We start from the raw sequence: 20,714 nt of genomic DNA, 5'->3' as shown, positions 1-20,714 counted from the left end.
CGGGCGGTGCCTCAGGCTGCGGCGCGGAAGCCGCGCAGGCGCAGGCTGTTGCCCACGACGAAGACGGACGAGAAGGCCATGGCCGCTCCGGCGATCATGGGACTGAGCAGACCGGCGGCGGCGAGGGGAAGAGCTGCCACGTTGTAGGCGAAGGCCCAGAACAGATTTGTGCGGATCGTGCCCAGCGTCCTGCGGGAGAGCCGGATCGCGTCGGCTGCCACGCGCAGGTCCCCGCGCACGAGGGTCAGGTCGCCGGCCTCGATCGCGGCGTCCGTGCCGGTCCCCATGGCCAGACCGAGGTCCGCCTGCGCGAGCGCCGCGGCGTCGTTAACGCCGTCACCGACCATGGCGACACTCCGGCCTTGCGCCTGGAGCTTCCTGACGACTTCGGCCTTGTCCTGCGGCATGACCTCCGCGATGACCTCGTCGATACCGACCTGGCCCGCGACGGACATGGCGACCGCCTGGTTGTCACCGGTCAGCAGGACGGGTGTCAGCCCGAGGGCGCGCAGCCTCCGGACCGCTTCGGCGCTGGTCTCCTTGACCGCGTCGGCGACCTCCAGGACCGCGCGCGCCTCGCCGTCCCAGGCCACCGCGATCGCGGTCCTGCCGCCCTTCTCCGCCGCGTCCATGGCGGTCCTGAGCTCTTCGGGGAGCCCGATGGCCCATGCGTCCAGCAGCTTCTCGCGGCCGACGAGCACGGCGTGGCCCTCCACGACACCCTGGACACCGAGGCCGGGCACGTTGACGAAGTCCTCGGGGACGGGCAGCGCTCCCCCCGCGGCTGCGGCCTCGGCGACGGCCCGGGCGACCGGGTGCTCGGAGGCGTGTTCCAGCGCGCCCGCCAGGCGGAGCACTTCGGCCTCGTCCGTGGACCGGGCGGCATGGACCTCGAGCAGCGTCATGCGGCCTGTGGTGACGGTGCCCGTCTTGTCGAGGAGGATCGTGTCGGCCTTGCGGGTGGTCTCCAGAACCTCGGGCCCTTTGATCAGGATGCCGAGCTGGGCGCCGCGTCCGGTGCCGACCAGCAGGGCGGTGGGTGTGGCCAGCCCGAGTGCGCAGGGACAGGCGATGATCAGTACGGCGACGGCCGCCGTGAAGGCCGCGGTGAGTCCGGCTCCCGAGCCGAGCCAGAAGCCGAGTGTCGCGAGCGACAGCCCGATGACGACCGGCACGAACACCGCGGAGACCCTGTCGGCCAGGCGCTGGGCGGCGGCCTTGCCGCTCTGCGCCTCCTCCACGAGTGCGGCCATCCTGGCCAGTCGGGTGTCGGCGCCGACACTGGTGGCCTCGACCACCAGGCGGCCGCCGGCGTTGAGGGTCGCGCCGGTGACGGAGTCGCCGGCCGAGACCTCGACGGGGACCGACTCACCGGTGAGCATCGAGACGTCGACGGCCGAGGAGCCCTGCACCACCGTCCCGTCCGTGGCGATCTTCTCGCCGGGGCGGACCAGGAAGTGGTCGCCGGTCCGGAGTCCGGCCGTCGGAAGGACGACCTCGCGGCCCTCACGCAGCACCGTGACCTCCTTGGCGCCCAGCTCCATGAGGGCCTTGAGCGCGGCGCCCGCCCTGCGCTTCGAGCGGACCTCGAAGTACCGGCCGGCCAGGATGAACGCCGTGACGCCGGCGGCGGCCTCCAGGTAGATGTTCCCCGCTCCGTCGCTGCGGCTGATCGTGAACTCGAAGGGATGCGTCATGCCCGGCATCCCCGCCGTCCCGAAGAACAGCGCCCACAGCGACCACAGGAACGCGGCCGACGTGCCGACGGAGATCAGGGTGTCCATGGTGGCCGCACCGTGTCTGGCGTTGGTCCACGCGGCCCGGTGGAAGGGCCAGGCCGCGTAGGTGACGACGGGCGCCGCCAGCGTGAGGGAGAGCCACTGCCAGTACTCGAACTGGAGGGCCGGGACCATCGCCATCGCGATGACCGGTGCGGCGAGCAGGGCCGCAGTGACGAGGCGCTGCCGCAGGGACCGCAGTCCGGCGTCGGCACGCTCGTCCTCCTCCCGGCCGCCCGCGGGGGTCCCGGCGTCATCGGGTCCGGTGCGGGGCGGGTCCGGCCGCTGAGCGGTGTAGCCGGTGGCCTCGACCGTGGCGATCAGGTCGTCGACCGAGACCCCTCCGGAGAAGGCCACCCTGGCCTTCTCCGTGGCGTAGTTGACCGTGGCTTCGACCCCGTCCAGGCGGTTGAGCTTCTTCTCGATCCGCGCCGCGCACGAAGCGCAGGTCATGCCGCCTATGGCGAGCTCCACCCGGGTGGCGCCGGAAGTCGTTGAGGCCATTTCCCGCTCCTCGTCGTACTGGTCAGTATACCCCTGGCGGGTACCTGTGTCCCGACCTCCAGGTATACCCCCCTCCCGTATCCGTGGCAAGTTTTCCGAGGGACTTGCGCATACCCCTGGCGGGTATACGCTCGGGAGCGTCGGACCATCGCGGGCACTCCGCGCAGAAGGCACAGGAGCAGTCATGAACCCCGCCGCAAAGATCACCGCGTTCGCCACCGCACTCGCGGCGTCCTTCAGCGCCGCCTACGGCATCGGGCTCACCGTCGGCCCGGAGACGGGCCCCGCCGGCCCCGCCCACACCGGGAGCGCCGCGCCGCACACCGGCGACGGCAGCACCGGCCCTTCCGTCGGTGGCCTGCAGACCTCGGAGAGCGGTTACACGCTCGACCTCCGGACCCCGCGGGTGGCGGCGGAGCAGCGGAGCGAGCTCCGTTTCGCCGTACTCGACCGGGCGGGGCGACAGGTCACGGCCTTCGAGCGCGAGCACGACAAGGAGCTCCACCTGATCCTCGCCTCGAGGGATCTGGGCACCTACCGCCACCTGCACCCGGTCCGGGCCGCCGACGGCACGTGGAGCACCCCGGTCCAGCTGCCCGCGGCGGGCGACTACCGGGTCCTCGCCGATTTCACCCCGTCGGGCACCGGCAACGCCGGGGTGACACTGGGCGCGGACCTGGCCGTGTCAGGCGCGTACAAGCCGGCGGAACTCCCGAAGCCCGCCCGGACGTCCACGGTCGACGACGGGTACACGGTCTCCCTGAACGGCGCTCTGCGCCCGGGAGTGCCCGAGCACGTCACCTTCACGGTGCGGAAGGACGGCCGGCCGGTCGCCGATCTGCAGCCCTACCTGGGGGCGTACGGACATCTCGTCGCCCTGCGCGCCGGCGACCTGGCGTATCTGCACGTCCACCCCGACGGCGCCACGAGGCCCGGACCGGACGTCTCGTTCACCGCGACCGCACCGGGCCCGGCCACCTACCGGCTGTTCCTGGAGTTCAAGCACAACGGCACGGTCCGGACGGCGGCCTTCACCGTGCCGTCCGCGGCGTCGGAGACCCCCCGTCCGGCCGCGCCGTCGGACGGACACGGAAACGGCGCCCCGGCCCGCCAGGAGAGCGAGGAACACGGGCACTGACGGCCCTTCGGACACCGGGGCGTCCCTCGGCCGTCGACACGCCCCGGCCACGCGTCCTCGCGCCGGTCGGTGGTCGCCGCAGGGCTGGGACGCCTGCCCTCGGTACCACCGGCGGGTACGGACCGGCGAACGGCGCGGCACGGCGCCTCGCCCCGGTCGCCTCGTGGCGGGGCTGCGCCCCTGGTTCAGCCTGCCGACGCGGCGGGCCGGACCTCGGCCGTTCCGTCCGGCGAGACCGTGCCGCCCTGCCTCCGTGCCTGTGCCCGGAACGACGCGACGGTGTGCCTGACGAAGCCCCGGATGCCCGGCGTCGTCCGGTCGCTCGGCCAGGTCAGCCGGAGGGGCACGGCCGGCCCGTCCTCCAGCCGGATGCTCACCGTCCCTGCGGGCGCGGCGACCCCGTCCGGCAGGCTGGGCGCGAGAGCGACCGCCTGCCCGAGTCCCACGACCGCCAGCATCTGCAGACCGTCGCTCACCCGGGGCCCCGGCGTGCCCGGCAGTCCGTCCGGCCAGAGGGCCGGGTCGTCGAGCTGGGCCCCGGGGCCGAGCCAGCCGAGCAGGGGCTGACCGGCGAGATCGGCGGTCTTCAGAGTCTCCCTGCCCGCCAGCGGGTGCCGGGCGCCCACCAGGACTCGGATCTCCTCCTGGCGCAGCACCACACTGTCCAGTCCGTGGCCTTGCGGGGAGCCGCGCCGGAGCGCGATGTCGGCCCGGCCCGAGCGGAGCCGGTCGAGCTGGTCGTCGATCGTGCCGACGGACATCCGGGCGGGGTGCGGCGGGGCCGTTTCGTTGTAGGACCGGACGATCGCGTCCAGCAGCGCCGCGTCACAGCCGGGGCCGGTGAGCGTCACCGAGGCCTGCTGCTCGGCCGCCCGGCGTACCCGCGAGGTCACGTTCCCCGCCTGGGCCAGCAGTGACCTGCCCTCTTCGAGCATCGCGTGCCCGGCGGCGGTGAGCGTGACGCCCTTCGGTGTGCGCAGCAGCAGGGTGGCACCCATGGTCCTCTCCAGGGCCAGGACGGCCCGGGAGAGCGCGGGTTGGGTCATCGCCAGCCGTCGCGCGGCACGGGTGAAGTTGCCCTCCTCCGCTACGGCGACGAAGTAGTGGACCTGGCGGATCTCCACATCACCCATGCGGGCATTGTCCCACCGGCGGTCATGCCGGCGCGGCATCGGGCCATGCCGGATCGGAACTTCCATGGCCGTCGTCCGGCCTGTCTGCTGGAGGTACGGCCGTTGGGCGACCGCCCACGGACGGAGCATCGAACGGGAGCACAGGATGACTGAGCACGCCCCGAGGGCAGTGGTGACAGCCGGCACCGGCGGCATAGGCCTGGAGACGGCCCTCGGACTGGCACGCCAGGGATGGGACCTCACCCTCGTCGCACGTGACCCGGGCCGGGGGGAGGCGGCGGTGGCGCGCGTCGACGAGGCCGCCGGACGCCGGGCCGGGCGTTTCGTCGGCGCGGACCTGTCCTCGCTCGCGGAGACCCGGCGGCTGGGCGAACGGCTCGCCGGTGACGGCGGCCTCGACCTGCTGGTGAACAACGTGGGCGGCATGTGGACCGGGCGCAGGGAGACTTCGGAGGGCGTCGAGGCGAGCATCGCCCTGAACCACCTCTCGCCCTACGTCCTCACCGAGGCGCTTCTCGACTCGCTCGCCGCGGCGGCCCCGAGCCGCGTCGTCACCGTCACGTCGAGCGCCATCGCCGCGGCTCAGACCGTGTTCGACGACGCCGAACCCCCGGGCCCCCACTACGGCCTGGCCGCCACGGGCCGGGCGAAGCTGGCCCATCTGGCGTACACCATGGAGCTCGCCGGGCGTCTCGGACCGCGAGGCGTCTCGGTACTCGCCGCGGATCCCGGCGCCGCCGCGACCGACAACGCCGCACAGATGACCATCGACATCCTGCCGCCCGCACTGCGTCCGCATTGGGACGCGATCCTCAAGGGCGTCTCGGCGCCCGTCGCGGACGCCGCGAGGGCTCCCCTGGCGGCTGCCACCGACCCGGCTCTGGAGGGACGCACCGGCCTGGTCGTCGGGCCCGACGGGACCGTGGACGACACGCTCCTGGCCTACGTCACGCCTGAACTGACGAAGGCCGTGAGCAGGTGGACCGCGGAGCTCCTGGCGACGGCGGCCCGGCCGTCCTGACAGGTCGCGACGCGCCTCGGGTGGACCTGACCCGCCCGCTCCCCGCGCCTCGCCCGTCCGGCGGACCGCGACGGTCCGCCGGACGGGCGCCGGTGGCCTCACCGGCCCCTCCGGGCGGCACTACCGGACCAGGCAGGGCCGTTTGGCGTCGAACGCCCAGCCGGGGACGAGGTACTGCATGGCCTCGGCGTCGTCCCGCGCCCCCAGCGCCTCCCTCCTGTAGAGCTCGTGGGCCGCGAGGAGGCGGTCCATGTCGAGTTCGACCCCCAGGCCGGGGACGTCCGGGACCTCGATCTCACCGCCGGAGATGCGGGGCGGGGTGACCGTCAGCCTCTCCAGGCCCTCCTGCCAGATCCAGTGCGTGTCCAGTGCGTTGTACTCCCCCGGGGCGGCGGCACCGCAGTGCGTGATCATGGCGAGCGAGATGTCGAAGTGGTTGTTCGAGTGACAGCCCCAGGTCAGACCCATCGCGTTGCACAGCTGGGCGACGCGCACCGATCCCCGCATGGTCCAGAAGTGCGGGTCCGCCAACGGGATGGACACCGACTGCAGGGCCAGGGCGTGGGTCAGTTGCCGCCAGTCGGTGGCGATCATGTTGGTCGCGGTCGGAAGGCCTGTCGCCCGGCGGAACTCGGCGAGGACCTCGCGCCCCGAGTAGCCGTCCTCCGCCCCGCAGGGGTCCTCGGCGTAGGCCAGGGTGCCCACCAGCGGGGAGCACAGTTCGACCGCCTCGCGCAGTGACCAGGCACCGTTCGGGTCCAGGGTGATGCGCGCCTCCGGGAAGCGGTTCTTGAGCGCCCGGACGGCCTCGACCTCCTCCGCGCCGGCGAGCACTCCGCCCTTGAGCTTGAAGTCCCGGAAGCCGTACAGCTCGTGGGCGGCCTCGGCCTGGCGGACGATCGCCCCGGACGTGAGGGCCTCCTCGTGCCGGACGCGGTACCAGTCGACGTCGGACGCGGGTTCGCGGGCGTAGTCCAGGTCGGTGCGGTCCGGGTCACCGACGTAGAAGAGATAGCCCAGGACCCGCACGGAGGCACGCTGCTGACCGTCGCCCAGCAGCGCCGCGACGGGTACGCCGAGGTGCTGGCCCAGCAGGTCGAGCAGTGCCGACTCGACAGCCGTGACGGCGTGCACGGTGGTCCGCAGGTCGAAGGTCTGAGCGCCTCGTCCGCCCGCGTCACGGTCCGCGAAGCGGCTCCCGATCTCGCGCAGGACACGCTGGTAGTCGCCCAGCTTCGCGCCCACGACCAGCGGTTCCGAGTCCCGCAGAGTGCGGGTGATCTTCTCTCCGCCGGGCACCTCCCCCAGCCCCGTACGGCCCTCGGAGTCCTTGAGGACGACGACGTTGCGGGTGAAGAAGGGGCCGTGGGCACCGGAGAGGTTCAGCTCCATGCAGTCGCGGCCGGCGACGGGGTAGACGGCGAAGTGGGTGATGGTGGGCTGGTTCATCTGGTCGTCTTCCTCGGGAGCGGGAGGGGGCCGGGGGCGGGGGTCAAAGGCCGAGGGCGGCGAGGGCCCGCCCGGTCGCGAGGACCCCGCCGAGGCCGAGCACCGCGAGCACCGCCGTGCAGCCGGCACGGGACCTTGACGGCCTGGGTGACCGAGGGGTCGAAGTACTCCGTGAACAGCCGTGATCCGGGGTCTTCGCCGTGGGAGAGGGCGATGGGGGACGGCGAGCACCATCATCTCGGGGTGGACGCCGCCGCCCGCCAGGAGTGGCGGCACCACGCCGGAGGCGGTGACCACGGCGACGTTCGCCGAACCGGGCGCGGTCCGGAGGACGGCGGCGACGAGCCGGGCCAGGATGATCGGCGAGACCGCCCAGTGCTCGGTGGCCTCCTTGGTGCAGCCGGATGTCCCGCCTTCGACGAGGACGTGTCCGAAGGCGCCGCCCGCGCCGATGACCAGGAGGGTCGTCGCCATCGCCTCAGCCGCCGACGCGCGGGAGGCGCTTCCGTGACCGCGTTGAACCGCTCCACCCACTCATCCTCATACGCAGATGGCGTACATGTATGAGAACAGAGGTTAGGCGTGTGAACGCAGCGGGGTCAATGGGTGGGACGACGCCGATCTAGGATGAGCGGATGCGGGGGAACAGCGGAGTCCGTGGGGTGAAGTCGGCGTCCCGAACCGTCGCGCTGCTCGAACTCCTCGCCGCCCGTGGCGACCGGCCGGCCCGCCTGGACGAACTCGCGGAGGAACTGGGCGTCCCGCGCAGCAGCATGTACCAGTTGCTGCGGACCCTCATCGACTGCGGCTGGGTGCGCACCGACACGACCGGGTCCCTCTACGGCATCGGCATCCGCGCCCTCCACACCGGGACGAGCTACCTGGACACCGATCCGCACGTGCGTGCCGCCCGCCCCTATCTCGACGAGGCCTCGGACGCACTCGGCGAGACCGTCCATCTCGCCCGGCTCGACGGCCCCAGCGTCGTCTATCTCGCGACCCGCGAATCGCATGAGTACCTGCGCACCATCAGCCGGGTGGGCCGTCGCGTCCCGGCCCATGCGGGAGCGCTCGGCAAGGCGCTGCTCGCCGAGCGCCCGGATGACGGACTACCGCTCGCCCCGGGGCCCCTGACGCCCTGGACGGAGAACACCCACACCGATCGCACCACCCTGCTGGCCGACCTCGCCGGTGTGCGCGAGCGCGGATACTCCATCGACCGCGAGGAGACCGTGACAGGCCTCGCGGGCTTCGGGTTCGCCCTGCGGTACGACACCCCGGCCGTCGACGCCATCAGTTGCTCGGTGCCGGTGGCGCGGCTCAGCGACGCGCACGAGGCCCGGGTCGTGACCGTCATGCGGGAGATCAGGACGAGGATCGAGAGCGCCCTCTCCCCCGCCTCCGGTGCGCCCGACTGGCGCTGATCGCCGCACCTCCCGGGGCGAGGGGGCGGGTCGCGCCCCCGAGCGGTGCGGCGTCTTCCCCGGCGGCTGCCGCCGCGTCACCGACGGGGCACGTCGAGCGCGTTCAGGAGCCGGTCGACGTCCTCGTCGCAGGTGTACGGTGCGAGCCCCACCCGTACGCCGCCCTCCTCGCCCAGTCCGAGCCGGTGGGAGGCCTCCCACGCGTAGAAGGATCCGGCCGGTGCGTCCACTCCGCGTCCGGCCAGATGCCGTGACACGTCCCCGGGGTCCCTGCCCGCCACCGTGAACAGGGTGGTGGGGGTGCGTCGCGCCGCGCGGGAGTGCACGGTGACACCGTCCAGCGTCGCCAGGCCCTCCTCGATACGGCCGCGCAGCCGGTCCTCGTGCGAGGCGAGCGCCGCGAACGCGCGGACCAGGCGCTCGCGCCGGCTGCCCTCGCCGGGGACGAGCCCGGCGAGGAAGTCCACCGCCGCAGTCGCGCCCGCCAGCAGTTCGTAGGGCAGCGTGCCCAGCTCGAAGCGCTCGGGGACGGCGTCGCTCGAGGGCAGCAGCTTGTCCGGCCGCAGGCTGTGGAGCAGTTCCCGCCGGCCGGTGAGCACACCGAGATGCGGTCCGAGGAATTTGTACGGCGAGCAGACGAGGGTGTCCGCGCCGAGGGCGGCCAGGTCGACCGTGACGTGCGAGGCGTAGTGCACCGCGTCCACGTGGAGGAGCGACCCCGCGCCGTGCACCAGGGCGGCGAGGGCCGGGATGTCGGGGCGGGTACCGATGAGGTTGGAGGCGGCGGTGACCGCGACGAGCCGGGTGCGGCCGGACAGCACGGCCGCGATGTGACCGGCGTCGAGCTCACCCGTCGCGGGGTCGAAGTCGGCCCACCGGACCGTGGCCCCCACCGCTTCGGCGGCCTGGACCCAGGGCCGTATGTTCGAGTCGTGGTCCAGTCGGCACACCACCACCTCGTCCCCCGGGCCCCAGTCCTTGGCCAGGGTGCGCGCAAGGTCGTAGACGAGCTGCGTGGCGCTGCGTCCGAACACGACCGTCCCGGCCTCCGACCCGAGCAGGTCGGCCAGGGCCCGGCGCGCGCCGGTCACGAGTGCCTCGGCGTTCCGGCCGCCCTCCGTGAGCGCCCCTCGGTTGGCCAGCGGGCGGGTGAGGGCCCGGGTGATCGCGTCGATGACCTGCTGGGGCGTCTGGGTGCCGCCCGGCGCGTCGAATCGGGCGGTACCCGCCTTCAGCGCCGGGAAGCAGGCACGGACGGCCTGGACGTCGAGGGTGTGGCCGGTGTCGGTGCTCAAGGGGACTCCATGAGGGGAAGTACGGGCAGCCGGGACGGTACGGGTCGGCCGTCGCGTTCCTTGACCCGGGCGGCAGGCGGCCGACCCGGCTCGGACGCACACCGCGCCGGACCGGGGACTGGCACTCATGATCGCAGCACCGGCCAGGCCGGCAAGGGGGACGGGGGACGCGCGCGGCGCCCGTGAGCGGCGGGCACCGTGCGAGGGGGCCCCGTCCCCCGCCCGCCCCGCCGGGCAGGCGTTCGCAGGCTTCCGCCACGGCCCGCCCCGCCCGGTTCCCGGCACACGGGAGCGGGGGCCGTCGCGTACGACGGCCCCCGCTCCCGGGCGGTCAGCGGCACGCCGGGGTCCCGGCGTGCCGCCTCACGCGTGTCCGGCGGCCCTGAGTGCCCCGGGGCCCACCAGGATCCCGGGCGGACGCCGGGACCGTGCCACTAGCCTGCGTACGTCTCGAACTCGGCGACCTTCGGCGCCCCGGTGGAGCCGGTGATCTCGAAGGTGATCTTCTTCAGCGAGGTCCGGGGAACCGTGATGACACCGGCCCCGCTGCCGGAGGCGAGGACGGCACCGGTGTCGCCGTTGAGGACCCTCCAGGTCCTGATGCTGCCGGCGGAGCCCGACGCCTCGCGGATGTTGACCTTGGAGACGGAGGTGGCGGTTCCCCACTTGACCGAGACCGAACCGGTCGAACCCGCCGGCGACCAGTAGGTGCTCATGTCACCGTCGCGCACGTTGCCGTAGCTGGAACCGCTGGCCTTGCTCGAGCCGTCGGCGCCCGCGCCGATGCTGAGGTTGGTCCCGGTGGGCGGCGTGGGGTCCGTCGGGTCCGGCGTCGGGTCCGTCGGGTCCGGCGTCGGGTCGGTGGGGTCGGGCGTGGGGTCCGGCGTCTGCGGCGAGCAGTTGCCGTCCGACACCTTCAGCCCCTTGTTGGCGCCCGCGGTCCCGGCCACGATCCCCGGCACGCAGCTCGCACCGTCGAGCTTGTAGGAGTAGGGGATGCTGACGGTGGTGTTGGACGTCGGGTTCGGCCCGGCGGGCTTGTTGTCGGTGCCCGGCGCCGACCAGGTCACGTTGTCGAAGGTGTTGCCGCTGACCTGCCAGTATCCGGCCGCGTCGGTGTAGAACGTGCCCAGGACGTCCTTGGAGTCCTCGAAGTAGTTGTTGTCCACCTTGGCGCGCGCGCCGGCCCGGGAGTTGATGCCCGACTCGTTGAGCTTCACGTAGTGGTTGTTGTAGATGTGCGCGATGCCGCCCCGCAGCAGGGGTGCGCGCGAGTCGAGGTTCTCGTACAGGTTGTGGTGGAAGGTGACGTAACCGTTCGAGACGTCGGACTCGCTGGATCCGATGAGGCCACCGCGGCCGGAGTTGCGCAGGGTGCTGTAGGACAGCGTGACGTACTGGGTGTTGTCCTTCATGTCGAAGAGGCCGTCGTACCCCTCCGACTCACCGCCCGACGCCTCGAGCGTGGTGTGGTCGACCCAGACGTTGCGGACGTCGCTCTCCATGCTGATCGCGTCACCGCCGTTGGAGGTGGGCGAGCCGGACTTCTTGACGTTCTTGACGGTCACGTTCTGGATGATGATGTTGCTGGACTGGCGGATGTGGATGCCCAGCTGGTCGAAGACCGCCCCGCTGCCGACGCCGACGAGCGTCACGTTGCTGATCTGCTTGAGCTCGATCACACCGGCGGCCGTGTTGCAGCTCTCGCCCGACACCTTCGCGGTGTTGCCGTGGTTGATCGTGCCCTCGACCTCGATGGTGATCGGGGTACTGCTGCTGGCCCGGCCGCACAGGGCCGCGTGGATCGCGGTACCCGTGGTGGCCCGCACCGTCGTCCCGCCGGCACCGCCGGTGGTCCCGCCGTTCTGGGTCGCGTAGCCGGTGGCACTGCCGGTGACCGCGGCCGACGCCTCGGGCATCGTCAGCACCACACCGGTCGCGGCAGCCACGGCCAACGTGGCCAGCGCGGCGTTGAGTCGCAGTGCGCCTGGTCGTCTCATCTTCGTGTCCCCATTCATCTTCACAAGCTGTGTTGCTGCTCCATGCCGCGGTCGCAACGGCGAAGCCACCGAGGCCGCCGGCCTGTCACCGGGCGGCCCTCGTGGGCCGGTTGTGCGTGTACTTCTCGATGCGATCGAGCCGGCGGTACCTGCCCGGCCCGGACGTGCGAGGTTGTCGGCCACAGCGGCGGACCGGTGTCGCGCACCTTCGTCCCGCTGTCGTCGACGTCCTTGATGAAGCCCTGGAGCGGCCCGGCGGCGGCTCATGCGCGCCCGGTCGCGATGGCCTTCGCGACGGACGCCTCCACCGGACTGAACCAGAAGGGGAAAGCGCTTTCTGTCCGCGACAATAGAGCGCACGCCGCCGAACTGACAAGGTTCATGACACTTGCGGAACAGGACTCCGCCGTGCTTTCCGCGGGACCGGCCCGACTGCCGGGAGCCGGAGATCCCGGGTGCCGGTCCCTTCGTCCGCCCGACGGGGGCCTCCGGGCAGGTGCCGGCGCGGCCGGGGACCCGCGCGACGGGCTCGATGCCCCTGCCGTCCCGCTCGCGTGCCTGGCCCTCAGACGGCGCCGCGGGCGCGCAACGCGTCGATCCGGGCAGGGGTGTGGCCCAGCTCGGCCAGGATGGCTTCGGTGTGTTCGCCGACGGAGGGGACGGCGCCCATGCGCGGGACGGCGCCGGCCAGGTCGACGGGCGGCAGCAGGGCCGTCATCGTCTCCCCGCCGGGCAGGAGCACGTCGCGCCAGCGGTCGCGTCCGGCCAGTACGGGGTGCTCCAGGAACTGCTGGACGTCGTTGACCGGTGCGTTGGCGATGCCGATGCTGTCGAGCAGCCTCATCACCTCGCCGCTGTCCGACGCGGCGATCCGCTCGGCCAGGAGCGCGTCGACCTCCTCGCGGTGGCGCACCCGGGCGGAACCGGTGGCGAAGCGCGGGTCACCGACGAGGTCCGGGGAGCCGAGGAAACGCTCGCAGAGGGCGGCCCACTCGCGCTCGTTCTGCACCGAGAGCAGGACGTCCCTGCCGTCCGCCGCGGTGTAGGTGCCGTAGGGGGCGATGGTGGCGTGCCGGGTGCCGACCCGGGGCGGCTGCGCGCCGCTGTACGCCGTGTAGTAGGCGGGCTGGCTCATCCATTCGGCCAGCGCTTCGAAGAGCGAGACCTCGACGGCGCGTACGGAGCCCCGGGTCGCCCGGGTGAACAGGGCGGTGAGGATGCCGCTGTACGCGTACATGCCTGCGGCGATGTCCGCGACCGACACCCCGACCCGGGCGGCCTCCTGGGCGCTGCCGGTCAGCGACACGAGGCCGGTCTGGCACTGCACCAGCAGGTCGTAGGCCTTGCGGTCCGCCCAGGGCCCGCTCGATCCGTAGCCGGTGACCGCACACGGGATCAGTGACGGGAACCGCTTCGCCAGGTCGTCCGCGCCCAGGCCCATCCGCGCGGCCGCGCCGGGAGCCAGGTTCTGCACGAACACGTCCGCCCGCGCCAGGAGTTCCTCCAGGATCCCCCGCCCCTCCTCCGACTTCAGGTCCAGGGTCAGCGATTCCTTGGAGCGGTTCAGCCACACGAAGTAGCTGGACTGGCCGTGCACGGTGGTGTCGTAACGGCGGGCGAAGTCACCGTCACCCGGGCGCTCCACCTTGATCACCCGCGCTCCGAGATCGGCGAGCTGACGGGTGGCGAGAGGGGCGGCCACCGCCTGTTCGACACTCACGACCGTGATGCCGGACAGCGGCAGGTCGTCGGCGGGCGCTGGGTTCCCGGCCATACGTCGTCCTCCGGAGGTGTCGGCGATCCGAGTGGGCTCCATCATGCGCACTCCTGCGGGGTCCGGGGAGACGGCAACCCCGGCGGGTTCCGCAGTATTGACATGAGCAGGACGACTTACGATGCTGTGAGAGCGCTCTTTGCATCGATGTACACGTCGGCGGGGAGGCGGGAGGGACGGTGGAGCCGTCTCCGCAGCCGCCGTCGGCGTGACCCACCAGCCCCTGCCCGCGCGCCGGCCGCACTCGCGGTGCCGGGCCGGCGCGGGGGCCGACCATGGAGCGGGACATGAAGCTCTCTCGTCACCTTTCCGGTATCGCCGCCTTCGCCCTGTCCGTCGTCATCGCCGCGGCGATGACGCTCTCCTCCGCCGGGACCGCACGGGCGGAGCGGACCGGGCTCCGGGCCGCGGATCCCAGCGTGCTCCGCGTCGGCGGCACCTACATCTCGGCGCAGTCGACCGGGGGCGGCATCGCCGTCCGGCAGGCTCCGTCGACGGCGGCCCTGGCCTCGGCGCCCGCCCGCCAGGTCTGGTCGGACGCCCGGGGCCTCGGCGAGGTCTGGGCCCCGGAGATCGTCAGGGACGGCGGCCGCTACTACATCTACTTCTCGGCCGGACGAGGGCCCGCCCACCGGATGTACGTCATCAGCTCGGCCGTACCCGACAGCGGTTACACCACCGAGACCGGACTCGCGCTGGCCGACGACAAGTGGGCCATCGACGGCACGCTGTTCACCTTCGGCGGACAGCGCTGGTTCGTCTGGTCCGGCTGGGCCGGGGACACGAACGTCGAGCAGAACCTCTACATCACCCGGATGAGCACCCCGACCACACCGACGGGCGCGCGGTACGTCATCTCACAGCCGAGGGAGAGCTGGGAGCGGGTGGTCGGCAACCCGTTCATCAACGAGGCACCCGAGGCGGTCAAGGATCCGAACGGGCAGCTGCACATCGTCTACTCGGCCAACGGCAGCTGGAGCGACCGGTACTGCCTGGCGGACCTGCGGCTCCGGGCCGGCGGCGACCCCACGTACGTATGGGACTGGTACAAGTCGAACGGCTGCCTGTTCGGCTCCGACCGAGCCACGATGATGACCGGCTGGGATCCCACCCTGCACGTCGACGGTCCGGGCCACCACAGTTTCGTCCTTCTCGACGGTGACATCGCGACCAGCCCGCCTGCCGGTCCGCGGTTCCCCCTCATGTTCCACGCGGTCGCGAAGGGGACGCCGTACTCCTGGGAGAACCGGTACTGGTACACGGGGACGTTCAGCTGGTGGGGCGGCACCACCTACAGGCGCGCGAACGTCCCGGGCTCCGGCGCCGATACGGGGTGGAGCCTGAAGTTCTTCGAGTGAGCCGTCGAAGCCGGTGCCGGGCACGCGCGTTCTGACACATGCGGGGGCGCCCGCCGGTCAGAGGGCCGCGAGCAGCCCGTCGAGCGGGGCGGGCACCTGGCCGGGGCCGAGGGCCTCGACGAGGACCCGGCCGTAGTGGATCTTGCGCCCCTTCTTGGTGCCGAAGAAGCGCCGCAACTGCTGCTGGGACGTGCGCCCCCGCTGCGCTGGCTGGTTCAGGAACGTCCGCAGGGCGCGCAGGTCGCCTTCCGCGCGGACGAGCTCCTCCACCCGGGCGGCGCCCAGGGCACGGATGAGTTCGTCCTCCAGATCCGCCGCACAGACGAAGAAGCCCCGTTGCGGTGCACCGGCCCGCTCCAGACCCCGGACGTAGAAGGGGTGCTCGGCCTCGTCGCACAGCCCCGCCAGACGGAGGCCGAGGCCGGGGGGCCCGAGGATGTGCGCGTAGCGTCCGACGCTCATCGCACCGCCCATCGACAGGACGCAGATCCCTTCGGCCGCCAGATCCCGGCCCCGGCGCGCAGCCAGGGCGCCGACCGCCGCGACGTCACTCGGCCCTTCGAGCAGGACGGCCGCCCGGACGGACAGCCGCGCGGCGATACCGCACGCCGGGTCACCGGGGCCACCCGCCGCCCACGCGGTGACCGCTTCCCTGAACGCCCCCATGTCAGCCATGGGACGAGTCTCCGCCACTCGACGTCCCGGCGACAGGCGTTTTCGGGGGCCTCCGGGCCGGTTCAGCATCCGTATCCGGCGAGCACCTGACCGCCCGTGGCCTCAAGGGGCCGACCGGCCCCACCGGTCCGCGCGGTCCCGATCCCGCGCGGTCCCGATCCCGCCCGGGCCGCGCCCGGGGCCGGGCGCGGACACGTGGCCACGCGGCGATCTCACGCGGAGGGGCGGGGATGATTCCGGTCGCGCCACTCCCGGGGCGAGATGCCGTACGTCTGCCTGAAGACCTTGCTGAAGTGGGCGGCGTTCACGAAGCCCCATCTCCGTCCGGTCGCCGCGATCGTCCGCAGCCGGCCGTACGGACCCGCCAGCTCTCGCCTGCACTCGGCCAGCCGGCGCGTGCGGATCCAGTCCCCGAGGCTGATCCCCGACCGTGACAGCACGGCGTAGAGGTGACGTACGGAGATGCCGTGCGCGGAGGCTATCCGTGCCGCCGACAGATCGGGATCAGCCAGATGCTCCCTGACGTACTGAGTGACCCGCAGGCCGAGTGTCGCCTCCAACGGCGCCCTGGCCAGGGCGGAGTCACCTCGCTGGGATGTCAGGACGGCACGGAGGAGGTCGACACTGGGTTCCACGACGGCTTCGGCGTGCGGGCCCTGGTGCAACTCGCCACTGGCGGCCAGCTGGGAGAAGTAGGTGAACGCGAGGCGCGCGACGGGGTTGTCCGGCCCCAGGGCGACTGCGCCGGTGTCCCGTAACAACCGGTCCGGGAGCGCGAGTGCCGCGCGGGGGAACCGCAGGAAGTGGTGGTCGACTCCCTCGTCGAAGAGAAGTGTGTACGGAGCGATCGATTCGTAGAGGGCGAACTCCCCCGGCCGCAGCACACATTCGCGACCGTTCTGCGCGACCAGGCTGGTGCCCGTCACCTGGAGGCCGAGGAAGACGGCCGGCTCCTCGTCCTGCCGGGCCAGCCGGTCCGTCCGGCGGATGGTGACGGCGGTCGCCCGCGCCGAGCAGATCCTGAGGGGCCCCACAGCACCCAGTCCTATGCGCACGGAGAGGTCCTCGGCGGGAGGGCCGTGATCGATGTCGACGGCCACCACGGACTCCCACACCGCGTTCCGGACCACTTCCTCCCGGTCCCGCGGCGCGATGAACGCGGTGTCCAGGACCGGACTCACGAGGCATCCCTCCGCCCGCGTCGGTAATGACGCCGGCCTGGCGGCGCCCCGGCCCGCTCCCCCACAGATCCCCCTCGCCCACGGACGGTTCCCGACCGCAGTCTGTCGGTCCTCCCCGGTGCCGCACAACAACGCCACCCCGGGCACGCGACGGTTCTTGACCGCTTGACAATACGGAGCACTGTTCCGGATAGTGATCCGGAGCAGCGTTCCACTTCGGGTCGGCCGAGGTGGCGACCGCCTGCTCGCCGTGCCCTCCACCGGTTGCACCGGAACGCCGGGCAGGGCCCACCGCAAGGGAGTCGACGCATCATGAGCACATCCACCGCCGGTATCTCCGGCCCGCCCGTCCCGGTCCTGTCCCTGGGCCCGGTGGAGCTGTCCGTACCCGGACGGCCCGTGGTCCTGCAGGTACGCGTCTCCGCGCCGGTGACCGGAACCGGCCTTCCCGTCATCCTCCTGTCCCACGGGCAGGGCCCCTCGAACAACCTCTCCTCCTCCCACGGCTACGCACCCCTCGCCGACTTCTGGGCCGCCCACGGATTCGTCGTCGTGCAGCCCACCCACCTCAGCTCCAGGACCCTCAGCCATCTGGTCGCCGACGCCCCCGGCGCGCCCTTCTTCTGGCGGTCACGCGCTGAGGACATGACACACGTCCTCGACCGGCTCGACGTGATCGAAGCAGCGGTGCCGCAACTCGCCGGGCGGATCGATCACAGCAGCATCGCCGTCGCCGGACACTCGTTCGGCGGCTTCACCGCCGGCCTCCTGCTCGGCGCGAGGCTCACCGATCCCGGCAACGGGAAGGTGGTGAACCTCCTCGAGCCCAGGATCAGTGCCGGCGTCCTGCTCGCCGCACCCGGCAGGGGCGACGTCCTCGACGGGCCGATGGCCGAACGGCTGCCGGTCCTGCGGACCGTCGACTTCTCGACGATGACCACGCCCGCCCTGGTGGTCGCCGGCGACGAGGACGACCCCCGTCACTTCACGGACGTGGGACCGTCCTGGCACGCCGACCCCTACACCCTCGCTCCGGGCCCCAAGGCCCTGCTCACTCTGTTCGGCGCGGGGCACTCACTCGGTGGGATATCCGGCTACGACGCCGCCGAGACCACGGACGAGAGCCCCGCGCGCGTCGCCGCCGTCGGGCGGCTCACCTCGGCCTACCTCCGCACCCGGCTCCACCCCGGCGACCACACCTGGCGGACCGCACGCGAGGATCTGGCGGCCTGCGACGAACCGGTCGGCGACATCCGGACCAAGTAGGTCCGGCGGCCCTGCCGCGACCGGCCCGGCGGGACACCCGCAGGACGCCTGCGTCGCGCCGAAGGTCTCAGTCCCGGCGGTCGCGCTCCTGTTCCAGCAGTGCGTCGAGATCCTTGAGCCGGTCGAGCCCCCGGACGGCCTGAGTCATCCGCGCGTTGTGCTCGAAACGGCCGCGGTGGCGGTGCAGCAAGTGCCAGTACCCGGCGGTGAAGGGGCACGCGTCCTCCCCGACCCGTACGGACGGCTTGTAGCGGCAGGGGCCGCACAGGTCGCTCATGCGGTCGATGTACGCGCCGCCGGACGTGTAGGGCTTGGTGGTCATGCGGCCCCCGTCCGCGTACTGCGACATGCCCACCACGTTGGGGACCATGACCCAGTCGTAGCCGTCGACGAAGCTGCGGTGGAACCAGTCGGTGACCGCGCCGGGGTCCCATCCCCGCTGCAGGGCGAAACTGCCGAGGATCATCAGGCGCGGGATGTGATGGGTCCAGCCCGTCGCCCGGACCTGCTCCAGGGCGTGCGAGAGGCAGTTCGCCCCGGTCCCGTCCGGGGACAGCTCCGTGAACCAGTCGGGCAGTGGCACGTGATGCCCCAGGGCGTTGCTCGTCCGGTATCGCTGGCCGAAGTACCAGTAGACGTGCCAGACGAACTCACGCCATCCGGCGATCTGCCGGACGAATCCCTCGGCGCTGTTGAGCGGCACGTCGCCGGCACGCCATCGCGCCTCCGCCTGTTCGACGCATTCCGCCGGGTCCAGCAGGCCGAGGTTGAGCGAGGAGGAGAGCAGACTGTGGCTCATGGTCGCGTCGCCGGCGAGTACCGCGTCCTCGTACGCCCCGAACGTGGCGAGCCGGTGCCCGGCGAAGCGGTGGAGCGCCGCGAGCGCCTCGCGGCGCGTGGCGGGGAACCCGCGCGGTGCGTCCTGACCGACGAACTGGACGTCCCCGTCACGTGCCCAGCGGTCGAGGTCCGACCGCACCTCGGCGTCGATGTCGCTCTCCCTGGGCCGGTAAGGGGCCGGGACGCCCAGGCCGGTGGCACCGCGTGGCGGTGGCCGCCGGTTGTCGTGGTCGAGGTTCCATCGCCCCCCAGCCGGGTGATCGCCCTCCATCAGAAGGTCGTGCGTCCGGCGGACCCACCGGTAGAAGTCCTCCTGGCGCAGGTGTCTCGTGCCACGGCCGTCCGCCCAGGCCCTGAACTCGTCATGCGTCACGAGGAAGCCGCGCGCCGGCAGAACGCGTACGGAGGGCTGGGCGCGCACGAATGCGAGTGCCGCCCGGGACGTGGGGTGGTGCACGGTCACCGGACCGTCCCCCACCGCCTCGCGCAAGCCCTGGCCATAGGTGTCCGCCTTGACGTACCGCACGCGGTCACCGAGCTCGGCGGCTCGATGGCGCATCGCCGAAAGGATCAGATGGGCCTTGGCGCGGTGGAATCGCCGGCGCCGGAACACACCGCGGGACTCGATCATCAGCAGGGGCGCGTCCCGGCGTGGACCGCCTCGCGCCGGATCGGTGAAATGGGGGCCGAGCTGATCGCCGAAAAGCCAGTGGGGCGTGCGGGACTCTTCATCGGTCATGGGCGAGCGCTCCGTTGACGAACTGTTGCGTGGCCGGCGCACCGCGACGCGACGCCGCTCTCCCTCACAGATCAAAGCGCACGAGGTGGTGGCCCGGGCCCCGCACACGCCGGTCACCTCGCTTCCCGCCGGTCCGTCCGCACCGCGTGGTGCGCGGCCCGCCCCCTCGGCACGCGCACCGCCCTCGGCACTCGCGCCCCGATATGCGCACTTTCTCCCGGCGCCTTAGCCTGCTCGTACTGCTGGGCGGTCGACGGCCGGTCCGGCCGGCGGAGGGCGAGCTTCCATGGCTGAACGACGTACGGGATCCGGCCTGCTGGGCGAGCTGTCGGCCGAGTTCGCGGGCACGATGATCCTCATCCTCTTCGGGTGCGGTGTGGTGGCCCAGGTGGCGGCGGGCGGTGCACTGACCGATCCGCCCGGCGGCCTCGGGGACCACGACAGCATCGCCTGGGCCTGGGGCCTGGGTGTCACTCTGGGCGTGTACGTGGCGGCGCGGCTGAGCGGCGCCCATCTCAATCCCGCGGTGACGCTCTCACTCGCCGCGTTCAAGGGGTTCCCCTGGAGCAAGGTGGCTCCGTACGCGCTCGCGCAGACGGCCGGGGCGTTCGTGGCGGCCCTTCTGGTGCGCTGGAACTACAGCGAGGCACTGGCGAAGGCCGACCCCGGACACACCGTCAAGACACAGACCGTGTTCTCCACGCTCCCGGCCAACGGCAACCCCGCCCTGCCGGTGCACGAATGGGGTGCCTTCCGCGACCAGGTCATCGGTACCGCCATCCTGCTGCTGCTGATCATGGCCATCACCGACATGCTGAACACCCCGCCCGGTGCGAACCTGGCTCCGTTCGTCATCGGCCTGGTCGTGGTCGCGATCGGAATGGCGTTCGGGACCAACGCGGGTTACGCGATCAACCCGGCCCGCGACTTCGGCCCCCGGCTGGCGAGCTTCATCACCGGCTACGGCGGAGCGTGGCGGGACCAGTACGGAAATCTCTACTTCTGGGTGCCCATCCTGGGCCCGCTGATCGGCGGCCTGCTCGGCGCGGGCCTGTACAAGGGCCTCGTCGGCCGGTTCCTGCCGACCGCGGAGCCCGAACCGCCGGGACGGGTCCCGGCGAGCGAGCACCGATAACACC

Annotated in this window: 15 protein-coding genes and 1 pseudogene; 6 read left to right on the top strand and 10 right to left on the bottom strand. The window is 72.3% G+C overall.

Annotated features, from left to right (window positions below):
* Positions 1-11: 11 nt before the first annotated feature.
* Complete coding sequence (locus ACHFIV_RS07795) at positions 12-2,282, bottom strand: heavy metal translocating P-type ATPase (protein WP_398964974.1); 2,271 nt, start codon at positions 2,280-2,282, stop codon at positions 12-14.
* Positions 2,283-2,466: 184 nt separating this feature from the next.
* Between ACHFIV_RS07795 and ACHFIV_RS07790 the strand changes: the two genes are divergently transcribed.
* Positions 2,467-3,420 carry a hypothetical protein gene (locus tag ACHFIV_RS07790; RefSeq protein WP_398964972.1) on the top strand — a complete coding sequence of 318 codons (954 nt, stop codon included), beginning with the start codon at positions 2,467-2,469 and terminating at the stop codon, positions 3,418-3,420.
* Positions 3,421-3,605: 185 nt separating this feature from the next.
* Here ACHFIV_RS07790 and ACHFIV_RS07785 read toward each other — a convergent pair whose 3' ends face one another.
* Positions 3,606-4,553, bottom strand: coding sequence for a LysR family transcriptional regulator (locus ACHFIV_RS07785; protein ID WP_398964970.1), 948 nt, complete (start codon positions 4,551-4,553; stop codon positions 3,606-3,608).
* A gap of 145 nt (positions 4,554-4,698) precedes the next feature.
* On the opposite strand from ACHFIV_RS07785, the gene ACHFIV_RS07780 reads away from it, so the two are divergent.
* On the top strand, positions 4,699-5,574 hold the full coding sequence (locus ACHFIV_RS07780) for an SDR family NAD(P)-dependent oxidoreductase (RefSeq protein WP_398964969.1): 876 nt from the start codon (positions 4,699-4,701) through the stop codon (positions 5,572-5,574).
* 120 nt (positions 5,575-5,694) lie between these two features.
* Here the strand turns inward: ACHFIV_RS07780 and ACHFIV_RS07775 are convergent, their stop codons facing one another.
* A complete protein-coding gene (locus tag ACHFIV_RS07775; RefSeq protein ID WP_398965952.1) occupies positions 5,695-7,023 on the bottom strand; it encodes an enolase C-terminal domain-like protein in 1,329 nt (442 codons plus the stop codon).
* Between the two features lie 279 nt (positions 7,024-7,302).
* Positions 7,303-7,497 (bottom strand): annotated as a pseudogene (locus ACHFIV_RS07770) (GntT/GntP/DsdX family permease); the annotation flags it as partial.
* 161 nt (positions 7,498-7,658) lie between these two features.
* Here ACHFIV_RS07770 and ACHFIV_RS07765 point away from each other — a divergent pair.
* Complete coding sequence (locus ACHFIV_RS07765) at positions 7,659-8,447, top strand: IclR family transcriptional regulator (RefSeq protein WP_398964967.1); 789 nt, start codon at positions 7,659-7,661, stop codon at positions 8,445-8,447.
* A 77-nt stretch (positions 8,448-8,524) separates the two neighbouring features.
* Here ACHFIV_RS07765 and ACHFIV_RS07760 read toward each other — a convergent pair whose 3' ends face one another.
* From ACHFIV_RS07760 to ACHFIV_RS07750, 3 genes are all read right to left on the bottom strand, one after another.
* The gene (locus tag ACHFIV_RS07760; RefSeq protein WP_398964966.1) at positions 8,525-9,742 is read right to left on the bottom strand and encodes a cysteine desulfurase-like protein; all 1,218 of its coding nucleotides are present in this window, start codon (positions 9,740-9,742) and stop codon (positions 8,525-8,527) included.
* A gap of 434 nt (positions 9,743-10,176) precedes the next feature.
* Complete coding sequence (locus tag ACHFIV_RS07755) at positions 10,177-11,742, bottom strand: polysaccharide lyase family 1 protein (RefSeq protein WP_398964965.1); 1,566 nt, start codon at positions 11,740-11,742, stop codon at positions 10,177-10,179.
* A gap of 565 nt (positions 11,743-12,307) precedes the next feature.
* Complete coding sequence (locus ACHFIV_RS07750) at positions 12,308-13,516, bottom strand: CaiB/BaiF CoA transferase family protein (RefSeq protein ID WP_398965949.1); 1,209 nt, start codon at positions 13,514-13,516, stop codon at positions 12,308-12,310.
* Between the two features lie 287 nt (positions 13,517-13,803).
* Here ACHFIV_RS07750 and ACHFIV_RS07745 point away from each other — a divergent pair, with 287 nt between their 5' ends.
* Positions 13,804-14,874, top strand: a complete 1,071-nt coding sequence (locus ACHFIV_RS07745; RefSeq protein ID WP_398964963.1) for a glycoside hydrolase family 43 protein — start codon at positions 13,804-13,806, stop codon at positions 14,872-14,874.
* A 57-nt stretch (positions 14,875-14,931) separates the two neighbouring features.
* Here the strand turns inward: ACHFIV_RS07745 and ACHFIV_RS07740 are convergent, their stop codons facing one another.
* A complete protein-coding gene (locus tag ACHFIV_RS07740) occupies positions 14,932-15,549 on the bottom strand; it encodes a TOPRIM nucleotidyl transferase/hydrolase domain-containing protein (protein ID WP_398964962.1) in 618 nt (205 codons plus the stop codon).
* A 212-nt stretch (positions 15,550-15,761) separates the two neighbouring features.
* Positions 15,762-16,730, bottom strand: a complete 969-nt coding sequence (locus ACHFIV_RS07735) for an AraC-like ligand-binding domain-containing protein (protein WP_398964960.1) — start codon at positions 16,728-16,730, stop codon at positions 15,762-15,764.
* A gap of 312 nt (positions 16,731-17,042) precedes the next feature.
* Between ACHFIV_RS07735 and ACHFIV_RS07730 the strand changes: the two genes are divergently transcribed.
* The gene (locus ACHFIV_RS07730; RefSeq protein WP_398964959.1) at positions 17,043-17,996 is read left to right on the top strand and encodes an alpha/beta hydrolase family protein; all 954 of its coding nucleotides are present in this window, start codon (positions 17,043-17,045) and stop codon (positions 17,994-17,996) included.
* Positions 17,997-18,063: 67 nt separating this feature from the next.
* Here ACHFIV_RS07730 and ACHFIV_RS07725 read toward each other — a convergent pair whose 3' ends face one another.
* Entirely contained in the window at positions 18,064-19,575 is a 1,512-nt protein-coding gene (locus tag ACHFIV_RS07725; protein WP_398964957.1) for a cryptochrome/photolyase family protein, read from the bottom strand.
* A 286-nt stretch (positions 19,576-19,861) separates the two neighbouring features.
* On the opposite strand from ACHFIV_RS07725, the gene ACHFIV_RS07720 reads away from it, so the two are divergent.
* The gene (locus ACHFIV_RS07720) at positions 19,862-20,710 is read left to right on the top strand and encodes an MIP/aquaporin family protein (RefSeq protein ID WP_398964955.1); all 849 of its coding nucleotides are present in this window, start codon (positions 19,862-19,864) and stop codon (positions 20,708-20,710) included.
* Positions 20,711-20,714: the final 4 nt, after the last annotated feature.

Source organism: Streptomyces sp. ALB3, from assembly GCF_044385685.1.
GTDB lineage: Bacteria > Actinomycetota > Actinomycetes > Streptomycetales > Streptomycetaceae > Streptomyces.
This window is presented reverse-complemented; position numbering and strand designations above follow the sequence as displayed.